At 49.3% G+C, this 13,390-nt stretch carries 14 protein-coding genes and 1 pseudogene; all 15 read left to right on the top strand.

The annotated features are described in order from the left end of the window. Positions 1 to 143: 143 nt before the first annotated feature. Positions 144 to 749 (top strand): type-F conjugative transfer system pilin assembly protein TrbC, encoded by a 606-nt coding sequence (gene trbC / locus ESM_RS0117705; protein ID WP_000265505.1) that lies wholly within the window; start codon positions 144 to 146, stop codon positions 747 to 749. Next, entirely contained in the window at positions 746 to 2,680 is a 1,935-nt protein-coding gene (gene traN / locus ESM_RS0117700; protein ID WP_000832271.1) for a type-F conjugative transfer system mating-pair stabilization protein TraN, read from the top strand. Before trbC ends, traN begins: the two co-directional genes overlap by 4 nt. A gap of 1 nt (position 2,681) precedes the next feature. Beyond that, the gene (gene traF / locus ESM_RS0117695) at positions 2,682 to 3,467 is read left to right on the top strand and encodes a type-F conjugative transfer system pilin assembly protein TraF (RefSeq protein WP_000833559.1); all 786 of its coding nucleotides are present in this window, start codon (positions 2,682 to 2,684) and stop codon (positions 3,465 to 3,467) included. 17 nt (positions 3,468 to 3,484) lie between these two features. Continuing rightward, the gene (locus tag ESM_RS0117690) at positions 3,485 to 3,757 is read left to right on the top strand and encodes a hypothetical protein (RefSeq protein ID WP_000196433.1); all 273 of its coding nucleotides are present in this window, start codon (positions 3,485 to 3,487) and stop codon (positions 3,755 to 3,757) included. A 1-nt stretch (position 3,758) separates the two neighbouring features. Then, the gene (trbB, locus tag ESM_RS0117685; protein ID WP_000265824.1) at positions 3,759 to 4,334 is read left to right on the top strand and encodes a type-F conjugative transfer system pilin assembly thiol-disulfide isomerase TrbB; all 576 of its coding nucleotides are present in this window, start codon (positions 3,759 to 3,761) and stop codon (positions 4,332 to 4,334) included. Then, on the top strand, positions 4,331 to 4,720 hold the full coding sequence (locus ESM_RS0117680) for a hypothetical protein (RefSeq protein WP_001202475.1): 390 nt from the start codon (positions 4,331 to 4,333) through the stop codon (positions 4,718 to 4,720). Before trbB ends, ESM_RS0117680 begins: the two co-directional genes overlap by 4 nt. Before the next feature lie 38 nt (positions 4,721 to 4,758). Continuing rightward, a pseudogene (locus tag ESM_RS1000000129535) lies at positions 4,759 to 4,878 on the top strand (type-F conjugative transfer system pilin assembly thiol-disulfide isomerase TrbB); the annotation flags it as partial. 92 nt (positions 4,879 to 4,970) lie between these two features. Beyond that, positions 4,971 to 5,192 (top strand): hypothetical protein, encoded by a 222-nt coding sequence (locus ESM_RS0117675; RefSeq protein WP_000010053.1) that lies wholly within the window; start codon positions 4,971 to 4,973, stop codon positions 5,190 to 5,192. Between the two features lie 411 nt (positions 5,193 to 5,603). Further along, complete coding sequence (locus ESM_RS0117665) at positions 5,604 to 5,981, top strand: hypothetical protein (protein ID WP_000159734.1); 378 nt, start codon at positions 5,604 to 5,606, stop codon at positions 5,979 to 5,981. Positions 5,982 to 6,044: 63 nt separating this feature from the next. After that, on the top strand, positions 6,045 to 7,451 hold the full coding sequence (gene traH, locus ESM_RS0117660) for a conjugal transfer pilus assembly protein TraH (RefSeq protein ID WP_024257697.1): 1,407 nt from the start codon (positions 6,045 to 6,047) through the stop codon (positions 7,449 to 7,451). Next, a complete protein-coding gene (traG, locus tag ESM_RS0117655; protein WP_000063116.1) occupies positions 7,451 to 10,324 on the top strand; it encodes a conjugal transfer mating-pair stabilization protein TraG in 2,874 nt (957 codons plus the stop codon). Before traH ends, traG begins: the two co-directional genes overlap by 1 nt. A gap of 14 nt (positions 10,325 to 10,338) precedes the next feature. Beyond that, on the top strand, positions 10,339 to 11,232 hold the full coding sequence (locus ESM_RS01000000125245) for a hypothetical protein (RefSeq protein ID WP_001119421.1): 894 nt from the start codon (positions 10,339 to 10,341) through the stop codon (positions 11,230 to 11,232). 71 nt (positions 11,233 to 11,303) lie between these two features. Beyond that, the gene (gene traT, locus ESM_RS0117645; protein WP_000926075.1) at positions 11,304 to 12,041 is read left to right on the top strand and encodes a conjugal transfer complement resistance protein TraT; all 738 of its coding nucleotides are present in this window, start codon (positions 11,304 to 11,306) and stop codon (positions 12,039 to 12,041) included. Between the two features lie 127 nt (positions 12,042 to 12,168). Beyond that, positions 12,169 to 12,861 (top strand): hypothetical protein, encoded by a 693-nt coding sequence (locus ESM_RS0117640; protein ID WP_000235175.1) that lies wholly within the window; start codon positions 12,169 to 12,171, stop codon positions 12,859 to 12,861. A 141-nt stretch (positions 12,862 to 13,002) separates the two neighbouring features. Beyond that, a complete protein-coding gene (locus ESM_RS0117635; protein WP_237708211.1) occupies positions 13,003 to 13,371 on the top strand; it encodes a DUF2726 domain-containing protein in 369 nt (122 codons plus the stop codon). Positions 13,372 to 13,390: the final 19 nt, after the last annotated feature.

The raw sequence follows: 13,390 nt of genomic DNA, 5'->3' as shown, positions 1-13,390 counted from the left end.
AATATCTCCCCGGCAGCCTTCAGGAAAAAAACATTATCAGATGATTGCTTAAAAAAGAACAAACAGTGATATCTGCTATTGCCAGTATACCTCATCCTCTGCTTTTGACTGTTTTTCCGTGAATTCTAATCAGGAGTATTACTGTGTGGAAGATTGTCTCTGTGTGCAGCATAGCCATGACCTGCATGCTGTCACCCGGCATTGTCTGTGCTTCGCAGGACAGTGCGGCTTTTATTGAATCCCTGCGTGACCAGAGCGATATGTTGCGCCGGCAGGCCACTGTACCGGAGTTTCTGCAGCAGCCAGTGCCCGGAAAACATAATGATGCGTGGATACAGAGTCTGACCCGAAAATCACAGCAGGCATCCGCCCGCAGTAAAAAAACGCCGCGTGCGCTGTATTTTTTATCGTTTTCCATACCGGAAGACGGTCTGATTCGCATGCTGCCGGAAGCACGGGCGCTGGGTATCCCCGCACTGGTTAATGGGCTTATCGACAATGACTTCCGGAAAACAGCAGAGGCCGTATTCCGTATTACCCGGGAGAAAAATACAGGCGGTGTTCAGATAGACCCGATGCAGTTTGCAAAATACGGCATCACATCCGTGCCGGCACTGGTGGTGACCTGTGGTGAACGGTATGACCTGATTCGCGGCAATATCCGCCTGAAAGCGGCGCTGGAGCGGGTGGCGAAGGAAGGGGAATGTGCTCCGGTGGCTGAGGCGATTCTCAGGGAGAGTGAACGATGAAACGCGTTATCGTGATGATGCTGGCAGCACTGACCACCTTCGGAACGGGATTGCAGGCCAGCGATAAATACAGTTCAGGGAAGCAGTTTGCGGACAACCTGAAGGGAAATGGCTCAGGTGTTCTGAATAACTTTAAGCCGGGAGAGGTGATTCCCGGCTATACCGAAAATCCGCCGGAATCGGCGCATTACGGCGGAGTGACATCATCAAACTCAGCCAGCCTCGAGAGCGCAGGTGCCAGCGCCCTGAATAATTCGGAAGTGGGAAAACTGACGTCAGAAGTCATCATGAATCGCCCCAAAGACCCCATTTCTATGGATGCGCCATTTATCAGTGGCGGTTTTGATGTCCAGGATAAAGCCGATATCGTCACGAATGGTACGTACGACAAGTGTGAAACTGTGAATGTCAGTAAAACGGAAATCACGTCGCATGTCTGTGAGCGAACGCCGGCGGCGGAACTGACCTGCACCCGTAAGGCCAGCATAAAGGATAATGTTGTCCGGAAAACAGTGCGAAAAACTTACCAGAAGGTTGTCACGCTTGATTACAGCACTACAAACTGGAAATGGAACGGTGCACTGAGTATCCCGGAAAAGGGGCGACTGCTGCTCGTTGCCATTGATGGTGAACGTCTGATTATTCCCTGGAACAGCAACTGTAACCGGGAAAGCATTTCAGAAAAGTGTAAGGCTTCTGTCAGAGAGACCATCAGTCTTATGGGGCGGGATTTTCCTGTCGACGTTGTGATGTATCCCCGCAGGGATACTATTTGTACGGGAGGGCAGAATTCACACTGCACATATCCTGTGCGAAATGGATGGGGCAGGATTCATCAGGCGTTTGATACGGATATGCAGGTCTCAGCCGGGCAGTCATTCCCTGTGGTGAAGGCATCAAAGTCCTTTGAATTTTTAAAAAACATGGCCTCTGTGCAGGTGACAATAACACTGACTCTGGATGTTGAGGTTACCGAACATAAGCCTTCTGTGGAGTGGGTGGAAACCTGCCCGTTTAATAAGGCTGAAGAAGTCCTGCAGGGAAGTCAGTGTACGGAAGCCGGAGGGAACAGAACGATTAATATCGACGGGAAAACCTATACCGTTTACAGCGACTGCTGGGCCTGGAAAGACACGTATCTGAAACAGGAGGCAGATAACGGCAGTTGTGATGTGTATATGAAAAATCCGGCCTGTACGGTATCGCGCGTGAACTGCCAGGAGAAGAGTGGCAGCGCCTGCCTGCAGGAAGAAGTGACTTTCTCCTGCGAGAAAAAGGTGACCGGGGAAGCGCAGTTATGCAGTGGTCAGCTGGTTTGCGCAAATGGTGAATGTGACGCCATTGAGAACGGAACATCTGATGGTTTTGGTAAGGCGGTATCGGCGCTGGCAGCGGTCACGGCTGCGGCACAGGATGTGGCTGCCATGAATGATGTGAATGTCCGGGCGTTCACCGGCAAACCAGTGGAGTGCCGGATGGCCATCGCCGGATTTAACAACTGCTGCAAGGACTCCGGCTGGGGGCAGGGCATTGGGCTGGCACACTGTGACAGTGAAGAAAAGGCGCTGGGGAAAGCCAAAGAAAAACTGCTCACCGTTTATGTCGGCACATACTGCTCGAAGAAGGCGCTGGGTGTGTGCCTGCAGAAGAAGAAAGCCTACTGTCAGTTTGATTCGAAGCTGGCACAGATTGTTCAGGCTCAGGGGCGCAAAGGGCAGCTGGGTATCGGTTTTGGCAGCGGAAAGCATCCTGACTGCCGGGGCATCACGGTGGAAGAGCTGCAGTCGCTGCGGTTTGACCGGATGGATTTCAGCAACTTCTACAGTGACCTGAATGCCGGCACCACCATTCCGTCAGACAGTGAACTGGCTGAACGTGTGAAAGAGCAGGTTGCTTCGGCGCTGCAGCAGTCCGCAGGAAAGGGGCAATAACATGAAGTCGGCGATGCTGTATCTGGTTGCGACAATAAGTCTGCTGATATCCGGTCAGACAGGTGCGCAACGTGAACCGGTCCGTACCTATGTGGACGAACCAATAGTGGGCTGGCACTGGTACAACGAACCTCAGAAACAGGATGAGGAGGAAACGCCGCCACCGGCCACTGTTCCCCTGACATCTCTTCCTCCGACAGCACAGATGAAGGTCCTTCAGCGAATGACGGAGGAGCGGCTGAATACCGCCATTCTCTACCCGACGGTGGAGAATTTTACGGCCTACATGAAGATGCAGAACTTCTGGACCAGTCAGGCCAGTCGCTTCAGTGCCGTGGCCACCAAATCCCTGCTGATGCATCCGGAGCTGGATTACAACCTGCAGTACAGCCACTACAACAGCACGGTCCCGCTGCAGTTACAGGCTGACCAGAACCGTCAGGTGGCTGCCATTCGTCAGCTGGCCAGTCAGTACGGGCTGTTCTTTTTTTACCGGGGGAATGATGCGCTGGATGGTGAGCTTGCAAAGGTGGTGCAGCGTTTCTCTGATGAATACAACGTTGCACTGATTCCGGTCAGTATGGACGGTGCCCGGAGCGAGGCACTGCCGCAGACGCGTCCTGACAGCGGGCAGGCTCAGCGGCTGGGCGTGACGCATCTGCCGGCACTTTTCCTGGTTGAACCGGGGGCAGAGCGTTACCAGCCGCTGGCTTATGGCTTTATGACGCAGGATGACCTGATGAAACGATTTTTAAGTGTGGCGACAGATTTTGCGCCACGGTCGTGAACGAAACGGAGAGATGTATGACACGCGAACGTTTTACTGAAAATCTGCTGATGTACCCGGGAATGGCGCTGATGGTTGCCTCCGTTATCTGGTTTTATCTGGCCGGTCTTCTGTCCCTGCCTGCAGAGGCTGTCAGTGATGAACTGGCATACGCCCTGTACCAGATGACGCTGGCTCGTGATGCACTGGCGATATTTGTTATCGGGGCGACGATGGGATTATCCGGTCTGGGGCTGGCTGCTGTTCATGCCTGGAAGAAATGGCACGCAGCACCGGCAGGAGAGCAGTGATATGTGGAAGCAGGCCCTGACGGGCGTGTTGCTGATTGCTGCCGGTGCACAGGCGTCCACGCTGGAAGAGCTGCGCCAGCTTGAAGCGCACAAGACAACGCCGGGTAAGGCCAGCCAGGTGCAGACGGCAGTCACTTCTTCATCACCTGTGGCTCCTGCAGCCCCTGAACGCCGGGATTACCGTCTGCCGGACGGCCGGGTAGTCAATCTGAAGAACTACAAACTGGTGTTGTTCATGCAGTCACGCTGTGGTTACTGCCAGCAGTTTGACCCGTTACTGAAGCGCGTGACCGCACAGATGGGGCTGGATGTTTTCCCGTACACCCTGGACGGCATGGGAGATGCGTCTTTCCCGGATGCCATTCCGGCAACAGAAGCTGTGATTCGTGATATGTGGAGCAATATACGACCGGTGACCCCGGCAGCGTTCCTGGTGGAAGTGAATACCCTGAAAACACTGCCATTGCTGTATGGCATTGTGGATGAGCAGACGCTCAGGCAGCGTATTGATGAAGGGCTGGGATTTGCGAATGCTGCCGGAACGGGAGTAAAGAGTAAAACAGGAGATGAAAAATGAGAGCCATGAGTGAAAAAAAGAAGGATATGCAGATCCGGATGTTCACGGAAAAGCTATGTATCGTGTTGATAATATGTGGAGCCATGTTTCTGATCGCTGGCTGGATAAGTAACTGGTTATGGCAGGGAATGTTTGCGGCAATATATGGGCAGCATACCGGCGATACAGGGATTGCTGGCATGGCTACTGACCCTGTTATTATCGGGGAATATGCAACACTGAAACCTCTCATCAATCTGGTGATGTACCTTATTCCCTGGACTTTCTATGCACTTGGTTGCGGTGCTATTGTGACAGGTGTCGCGGGACAGTTACTGGATATTACGTATGAAGGGATTTGTCGTATCTTCAGAAAATTGAGGGCAAAACAGCACGTCAGCCGGTAATACCGCAGCGTGGCAGTTTTGATTAATTCCTTACCATTACCCTACCGTTGCTGTGTGGCATTGTGGATGAGCAGACTCTCAGGCAGCGTATTGATGAGGCGCTGGGATTTGCTGTTTCGGCGAAGGGAAAACATGAAATAATGAAAAAACAAAAATAAATATTCCGCAGGAGCATAAAAATATATCTCGCTGTCTGAATTAAATATTGCCTTCCGTTACCGGTGAAGCTGTATTTTGAATGGAGTGATGCATGAGTTTCAGAAAACTACAATATTGTATGGCGCATATGGTGTTAGCAGTCAGCCTTGTTGGTGGCATTTACATTATATGCAGGGATTATCTGGCTTTTGTGTTTTTATGGGGGCGTATTACAGCACTGCCATTCAGATATTTCTTTATGATGGCTTTTCTTTTTTTATGCGCATTTATCTGTATGGGGGTTGCTTTTTTTCAGCAATATCTCACCGCATAATAAAATCAGCAGATATGTATTATGGTGTTGTGTGGTTGTTTCAGTCGTTCTGCAGTGTGCGGGTATGTTACTGGTACAGGCGTGGAAGTGGCCACTGCCGGCGCTGACAGGAGCGCTGTTTGTTATCCAGTACCTTTCCTGTTATCTGGCCGGTCTGATACAGAGAGATATTCAGGACGAGAAACTGGATGATAAATTTCTTTACGTGTTTCCTCAGTTCTGGATACAGGTTCCTCTGACAGCAACTGGATGGTTTTTTATGAGTGGATATTACTGATTTGGGTAGTTGTAGATAATATTTATCAGAAATGAGAAAGCACAGAGATGAAAAATATCCATTCTTTTGATTATGGGGGCAGGAGTGATGTGTTTGTTGATATTTTTAATAAGTGAAAGATAAGGTGGAGTTAAATGACTAAGGAACAAGCAATTCAACAGAAAATCAAACAAATTACCAGTGATATGAATAAACGGTATAAAAAGACAGATGTGTATATAGATTATGGTTTAGTTACTCTGGTTGCGGGTGGTTTACTGTACTACAGTATGCACCTGATATTTGACGTGTGGATCGATGACTGGATAAAAGAGCCTGCTGCTCAGTTTCATCGCCAGATGTGGAATGTGTTGATGTATGCCATCCCCTGGACGTTATGGGCTATCGGTGCAGGTTTTTGGGCGACATATGTACTTGCAGTTGCTGCTGTTTTTTCTACAGGGGCTATAAAAATACGTTTGCTGAAATACCGTTTGTCCAGAGAGAGTAAGAAGCACAATGTCAGCCATTGAGTGCCGATATTTGCTCTGTTTTTTCTCCTTCCCCCATCATTTCGATTTTAAGTCCTTGCGATTATGAACAGAAAATCTTCTTTCCTGCTCCGGCGGGTAACGTTGTCATGCCTGGTTGCTGCTGTGCTGGCGTTGCCTGCGCAGGCTGACGTCAATAATGACCTGAACAAATTCTTCAACAAGCTGGGCTTCGAGGGCAATGCCACCCGCGCAGCTGTCTGGCAGGGGCAGGCGGCAGGCTATGCCACCGGCGGCAATCTGTTCTTACGCAATCAGGTGAATACCCTGCAGATAGCCTCCTTCACTCCACCGCATATTACCGCCGGTTGTGGTGGTATTGATGCTTATCTGGGCTCCTTTTCCTTTATCAACAGCGAACAGATTGAGCGTTTTGTGAAGCAGCTGATGGGGAACGCTGTGGGGTACTTTTTTGACCTGGCTCTGCAGACTGCCGTACCGGGGATGAAACAGGTTAAGGATTTTATGCAGAAGCTGGCCAGCGACCTCAACAACATGAATGTCTCCTCCTGTCAGGCCGCGCAGGGCATCATCGGCGGCCTGTGGCCGAAGAACACCGTACAGTCACAGAAAATCTGTCAGGACATTGCCGGTGAAACCAATATGTTCTCCGACTGGGCCGCCTCGAGGCAGGGATGCACGGTAGGTGGCCAGATGAATAAGGTGCTGGATAAGGCACCGGAAAACATGAAAGACCAGGTGATGAAAGACCGTAATCTGATGTGGGATATCCTGCAGAAGAACGACATGATGAAGGGCAATACCGAGCTGATGGAGCTGGTGATGAACATCACCGGAACGCTGATTTTTGATGATAAAGGTGAAATTAAATTTATTGGCCCGCAGGCTAATCATCAGGGACTCATTCGTGCACTGATGTACGGAGGACAGGCCACTATTTTTGGTTGCACGGATACTAAAAAATGCACCAAAACAAATAATCGCACAGTGACGGTCAGCCAGAACAACAGTCTGAACCAGCGTGTGCAGAACATGATAAAGAATATCTCTGACAAGCTGGTCAGTGATGACCCGCTGACCAGTCAGGAAAAAGGCTTTATTGAAAGTACCAGTGTGCCCATTCTGCGTTACCTGGTGGACCCGCAAATGCTGAACATCTCCACTTTCTACCCGTCACTTTCCGATTACATTTCTTATGACATCCTGCTGCAGTACCTGAACGAACTGCTGAGTCAGGCCCGGGTGCAGGCCGGCAGTAAAAACTTCCCGGAAGAACAGATGAAGATGTTACGGGAAAACTTCTCTGAAGCCTCCCGTCAGCTGGAAGGACTGCAGGCTCAGGTGGATGTGAAGGCTAACACGCTGATGGAGCTGGAGCAGCGTATGGGCTATCTGCGTCAGCAAGTATCCACGCAACTGATGAGTCGTTATGAGCAGAACCTGAACTATACATCTGTATCCTCTGCACAGCTGACGACAGGAGGTAACTGATGAGCATGGTGGATACCGTTTATGTCATGAGTGGCGGTGAGTTCTTCCGGGCGGCATTTAATGGCGTGGCCACGCTTATCGGCACATCCACATGGGACTCCCTGTTTCATATAGTGGGATTCTTCTCCGCGATGGCACTTTTCTTCGTTTATATCCGGGGGCATGACCCGAAGGAGGTGCTGAAGTTTATTGCGGTGTTCATTCTGATAACCAGTGTGCTGGTTATTCCGAAACGTACCGTGCATATCATCGATATGACGAATCCCACACTGGTGCTGCGGGTGGATAATGTGCCGACCGGGTTGTCGGTGCCGTTCCGGTTTATCACCGGTATTGGTGGCTCCCTGACAAAAATTTATGACTCCGTGTTCCATACGCCGGATTCCGTGGCATACAGCAAAACCGGTATGTTGTTTGGTGCCACCCTGATGGCCAACACCACGGATGTGGTGGCGCAGAACAGTGACCTGGCGACGTTGCTGAAGGAGTATGTGCAGCAGTGTGTAATCGGCGACATTATGCTGTCGCACAAATACAGCATGGCTGAACTGATGCAGTCATCTGACCCTTATGAAATCATCTTCCGCAAACCCAGTCCGCTGCGTGGCGTGATTGTGCCGCGCAACAACAAACTGGCACAGGCAGGGTTCCAGACCTGCGAGGCGCTGGCCAACAATGTGCTGAAGCGTGAGCTGAAAGAGGACACAAGAAAGGGGGGAAAGACCTGGGATTATTATGTTAACCGCTTCATTGGCCCCCGTGCCAGCGCCGATACGCTGTTCGGTCTGATGATGGCAGACAGCTATGGCTTCTACTATCAGGGCGGACGGGATGCCAGTGAAATCCTGCGCCAGAATGTGGTGATGAATGCCATAAAACAGGGCATCACCACCCATACGGCAGCCAGCGGCAACGTCGCCAGTCTGGTGAATATGGCGGACCAGTCATCGAACAGCAAAATGCGCCTCAGCTGGGCAGCATCTGGCGGGCTGGCGGCCACATTTGTGCCGGTGATGCATACTGTCCTGATGGCCATGCTGGTCGGAATGTTCCCGATAATCATTCTGCTGGCCACCATTCATGGTCTGACACTACCGGTACTGAAAGGCTATGTGTTCTCCCTTGTTTATCTGCAGAGCTGGCCACCACTGTATGCCATTCTGAACTACGCGATGGCGTTTTACCTGAAAGGCGAAACGAAGGGAATGAACTTCTCTTTGTCGAACCTGAACACCATCCAGCAGACTCACAGTGATATCGGGCTGATGGCGGCCTGGTTGTCAAATTCGATTCCGTTTATTGCTGCCGGTCTGGTTTTCGGTTTGTGGCGCGTGGTTTCGCAGGCAGGGAACTATCTGGGCTCATCCATTAACAGCACAGCCTCGTCTGCTGCCTCTCAGGCTGCAGACGGTACGTGGGCGTTTAACAACATGCAGATGGAGAATGTCTCTGGTTTTAAATGGGACACCAACCAGTCCGTGCGTGACGGTCAGATGCTGACCCAGCATGCCAGTGGTGCGACAACAACAAAAACAGCGGGTGGTGGCATTCTGCATGATGGTAAATCGGCGATTTCCAGTCTGGCGACGGATATCCAGTTTGGTCGCATGCTCAGCAGCAGTTATCAGGCACAACAGCGTGAAGCGGAAAGCCAGGTGCAGAGTCTCAGTAACAGTATCAGTCATGGCAGCCAGCTGGTTGGCAGCCAGCTGACGCAGTGGGCGCAGCAGCGGGGTAACAGCGATACGGTGGTAAGCGGGGCTGACAGCAGCCGGGCCACCACACTGACACAGGCCATCAACAAACTGAACAGCGTGGCTGATTCACTGGCAAAACGTGCCGGTATCAGTACGTCTGAAGCGGTTACGGAGGTGCTGGATAAGTCTCAAAGTGGCAACTTTACTGCAGGTGTATCAGGAAGCGTTGGTAAAGATAAACTGTTTGGTTTTCTCAGTGCCAAAGCCCAGGCTGATTTCAGTTATAAAGGCTCCGACAGGTCGTCTCATGGAATTAATTCAGATATCAGCTCAAAAACAGGGCATGACCGTAGCCTGACCGCACAGGAAACAAAAGATGTGCGTGATGCCATGGATGTCATTAATAACCATCGCACGACGGATAACAGCAGCCATACTGACAATGCCTCTTCGTCCCTGTCTGAGCAACTGGCCAGCAACCTGAGCGATTTGCAGAGCCAGATTAAGCAGTATAATGATGCACTTAACCGCAGTCATGAATATGCTCAGATGGCCAGTTATGCGGAAAACAACAGTGCGAGCATTAACAGCAACTACAGCCAGGAGTTTGTTAACTATGTGCATCAGTCTGCTCCGGGACGTGCCACGACCGTGCTGACCGATGCCGGAAATCCGTCACTGCGGGCGGAGCGGGAACAACTGGCGCAGGCATTTGTGGATGAGAAACTGAAACCCCAGCTGGAGCAGGAATTCAGGGAAAACCGGTTGCGGGCTTCAGAAGGTATGGGCAGCGTCGGGCCAGCCGTGGATATGCAGAGTGACCTGAAGCGAGCGTATGCAGAGAATTTTGCTGATATGCAGCAACGGGCTTCCGGCGCATCGGTTCAGCGTGCAGAGCAGATCCAGAAACAGGTGCGTGATACCCGTCAGACTGTGGAATCACAGGTGCTGAAAAATGAGCAGGAAATGGCATCATCTCAGCAGGAACTGAAGACACAACGGAACACGCTCGCGGGGCAGCATAAGGAGAGCGAAAAGGCTTTCGGTGAGGCTCTGGCGCAGGAGAAAGAAAAGCAGAAGCCTTTGCCGTTGTCGCCATCAGGTGCCTGGAATTCAGATAAAGATGAAGAGAATATGCAACGTCTGAGGGATGCTGCAAAGTGGAAGGATAAATAAAAGAAGAGAGAGTTATGCCAGGACAATTAACTGAAAAATTAAAAACGTTTAACTGGAAAGATGACAGGCTACGTATGTGGCCTGGTTGTAAATTTGGTGTGCAGATAACAGCATGTTGTATTTCTGTATCATTTTTTATGATGATCTGTGCAGCCCTGGTTTACGGTGAAAACGCTATGGGGTGGTTAGTATGTCTTCTGGTTGCGCACTTTTTCTCTGCAATTATTACAATTGGTGAACTGGGAGAAACATCCTCCATTCAACATGTTTTTAGGAAAATAGAACCTGAAACGGATATTATTTTAAAATCAGAACAGCTTAAAAATCGATGTGTATTATATGCCTGCAGAGTCGCTCTGGTCGTTATCGCTGTTGCTGTTGGGGTTGAACTGCAATTTGTCCTTTTCTCAGGGGCTGCGTTCGCCTTATCTGGTGCGATATTTACATGCATTTTTTCTTATAAAGTGCGAAAACTATATCCTGGTAATTTTGTTCGAATTGTCTCTTTTTATCTGTGGGGGAAACGGTATTCAAAAGGAAATACGTCGCGCCCCAGTGATAATGGAGTTAATCCGATAACTGGTTTCTCTATGGCAAATAATTCATTTAATACGAATGGTAATGTTGTGGGAAGAGTCTCTGGACTTTATGATGATCATATGTCATTTGAATCTGGTTCAGTTATATCCTTGCCATTTGAAAATGATTCGGCCACATCTTCGTTATTGGAGAATAATGAATTCGGGATAATGAATTTCAATCCTGCATCAGGGCTACCAATGATGAATGATACGATTGATATTAACGGAGATGTTTTTGGTACAACATCCCATTTTTATGATGATCAATATCACTTAGATGATTATCATCACAGTCACGATAATCATTGCTGGGATGACCGTTGGTAAAAATACAGGTACGATTAATGCGATAACCCAGAGGTGTTATCCGCAATTGTTTTTCGTTTAAGGATAAATCTATGTTATTAAATCGTAAAAATAACTTTATCGCTGCGGTTGTTCTGGGGGCGTTTCTCCTTTCTGGCTGTGGTGCGATGAGCACTGCAATTAAAAAGCGTAATCTGGAAGTCAAAACCCAGATGAGTGAAACCATCTGGCTTGAACCTTCCACGGATCGTACCGTTTATCTGCAAATCAAAAATACTTCCGATAAGGACATGAGTGGCCTTCAGGGAAAAATTAACAGCCAGGTGCAGGCGAAAGGCTATCGTATCGTGAATAATCCTGCCGACGCGCATTACTGGATTCAGGCGAACGTACTGAAAGCCGATAAAATGGATTTGCGGGAAGCACAGGGCTTTCTGAGTCGGGGGTACGAGGGGGCTGTTCAGGCTGCGGCGTTAGGGGCAGGCATTACAGCCTATAACTCCAATTCTGCCGGTGCCACGCTGGGGGTAGGACTGGCTGCCGGCCTTGTGGGAATGGCGGCTGATGCGATGGTGGAAGATATCAACTACACCATGGTAACTGATGTGCAGATCGCAGAGCGCACTTCCGCGCAGGTGACGACTGACAATGTGGCTGCGCTGAAGCAGGGAACGTCGGGTTATAAAGTGCAGACCAGCAGTGAAACAGGTAACCAGCATAAATATCAGACGCGTATTGTGTCCAGTGCCAACAAAGTTAACCTGAAATTTGAAGAAGCCAAACCGGTTCTTGAAGATCAGTTAGCAAAATCTATTGCTAATATTCTGTAATTTTTCTGATTCCCGCTGAATCCGCCAGCGGGAATGCCTTTACTGACATTTCACAAAATCTTATTCAACAGCGAAAAAATAATTTCTCTTTTCGCAGTGTCTGACCTGTTCACATAATGGAGTTTCTATGGCTACTCCTGTAGAAGATAAACTTGTTGCGCCGCCAGAATATATTCATGAAACACCAATACCAACCACGCACATACAATATATCAATAAACCCGCATATAACCTTGTCGATTTTATTAATGATAATATTGGTATAATGACCGTTTTATGTTTTTTTATTCTGGTAATGATAATTGCCTGGTTCTTTTTTCGGAGAAATAAAGAAAATCACGCTGTTGAGTGTTATGACTATTCTGCGTGTCTTTCAACGCGAAAAGAGTACCATCTCCTTACTCTCGTTGTTGTGGCTCCGGATACGTTACCATTGTTACAGCTTTGTCAGCAGATCGGGGATATCATTCGTCAGCATGGGCAACAGCTGGTCTGGATGCCGGGAATAAGCCGTATTGACGGGATTCAGGAGGATAATGTGACCTGGGCATTGCATTCTGCCTGCCTGGATGAAAAATCCGGCGAAATACTTTCAGGAAGAATCAACCCGGAAGGCGGATATTTTTTTCGACCAAAAGAATCTGGCGGCCCGGAAACACATCAGCGCCTGTGTCTGCAAATTCAGTATAAAAGCGGAAAAGATATTCAGTTTGTCATTGGATTAATTGAAAGAGCATTGCACATGATGAACTGCGGCTATCGTGCCGGAGGGCATATTTTCCGGGGAGAGGGATATACGTGGAATATGAATGGAGACTGATAATAAATGGAGTATGTTGTTTTTCTGGCAGTAATACTGCTTATCCTGACCCTTCCCGGAAGAACGAAGAAATATACAGGAAATCAGAAATACATTGACCGGCTTTTAAAAAAACATCGTTGTTATCAGTCAAAGCATTTTATGACTGCGCGCGAACGTGAATTTTTTCGTGAACTCTGCCGCGCGCTGGCGGGATACCCTTTGCTGGTGATGGCGCAGGTTCGTCTGGTTGATGTGGTTCAGGTTTGCCCCGGGTTCTCTGAGGCAGAGAACAGAAGGTTATTCCGGCAGATTTCGCAATGGCACTGTGATTATGTGGTTGTGGATCAGCGGGATTTTACCGTCAGGGCCATTATCGAACTGGATGATCGCTCTCATCTGCGCCCGGAACGTCAGCGCCGGGATGCGTTATTTAATCTGGTTGTCATTCAGGCCGGTATTCCGTTGCACCGGCCCCGTTCTGTTAAACAGGTGAATGACGTCGCCGCCAGTATTATTCGCCATATCTGATTTTTATTTTTCTGATGTT

Source organism: Escherichia sp. TW09308, assembly GCF_000208565.1.
In the GTDB taxonomy this organism is placed as follows: domain Bacteria; phylum Pseudomonadota; class Gammaproteobacteria; order Enterobacterales; family Enterobacteriaceae; genus Escherichia; species Escherichia marmotae.
This window is presented reverse-complemented; position numbering and strand designations above follow the sequence as displayed.